Source organism: Anaeromyxobacter sp. SG66 (assembly GCF_022690805.1).
In the GTDB taxonomy this organism is placed as follows: Bacteria; Myxococcota; Myxococcia; order Myxococcales; family Anaeromyxobacteraceae; genus Anaeromyxobacter; species Anaeromyxobacter soli.
This window is the reverse complement of sequence record NZ_JALCZC010000235.1, coordinates 1-906: the sequence shown is the minus strand read 5'-3', so window position 1 is coordinate 906 and position 906 is coordinate 1. Positions and strand designations below refer to the sequence as shown.

The window sequence follows — 906 nt, the reverse complement described above, 5'->3', positions numbered from 1 at the left end:
CCGGCTGCGTCGCGGCCGCGCGCGGCGACCGCGCCGCCGCCGAGCTGGACCTGCGCGTGGTCGTGCGGGCCGAGGTCGCGGGCGACGTCCCCGCCGAGGACGAGGCGCCCGCGCGCTTCCGGCTCGGCCTCGCCGCGGTCGCCGACGGCCGAGCCGACGACGGCATCCCCCACCTCGAGCGGGCCCTCTCGCTCGCGCCCTCCGATCCGCGCGCCGAGGCGGCCTGGGCCGCCGTCGCGGGCGGGCACGCTCGAGCGGAGGTCTTCGGCGCGCCGGACCCGCTCGACGACGCCAGCGGCGCCACCGCCGAGGCGGGCGCTGAGGCGCTCGGTGACCCGGCCAGGTGGCTCGCCGACGTCGTGGACGCGCTCCCGCCGTTCGAGCTCGACCTCGCCGTCGCGACCGAGGCCGCCGTCCCGAGCCTGAGCCCGACGACGATTTCGCTCGAGACCGAGATCCCGAAGGCGACCGCTCCCGAGACGCCGGCAGGCGCCGGCTGGGAGGAGCTCGGGTTCCCGACCCCGACCCCGACCCCGACCCCGACCCCGACCCCGACCCCGATTCCGACCGCGACCGGGACCGGGACCGGGACCGGGACCGCCACCGCGACCGCGACCGCGACCCCGACCCCGAGCGCGACCGCGAGCGGGAACCCGACCCCGACCCCGACCTCGACCCCGACCTCGACCCCGATTCCGACTCCGACCGCGACGCCGACCCCGACCCCGACCCCGTTCGCGATGCCGACGCCGACGCCGGCGGCGACCGCGACGGAGGCGGCTCCCGGCACCGGCTGGGAGGATCTCGCGTTCGAGTCGGAAGCGCTCGAGCCGCGGCTGCCCGCCGCGAGCGAGGAACCCGAGCTTCCCGAGCTCGCGCACGACCTCGCGAGCGCGGCCGCGCTCG

General features: G+C 79.2%; 1 protein-coding gene. It reads left to right on the top strand.

Annotated features, from left to right (window positions below):
* Positions 1–906, top strand: a 906-nt coding sequence (locus MNZ39_RS24080) for a hypothetical protein (RefSeq protein WP_374202563.1), incomplete at both ends; no start/stop codon positions are given.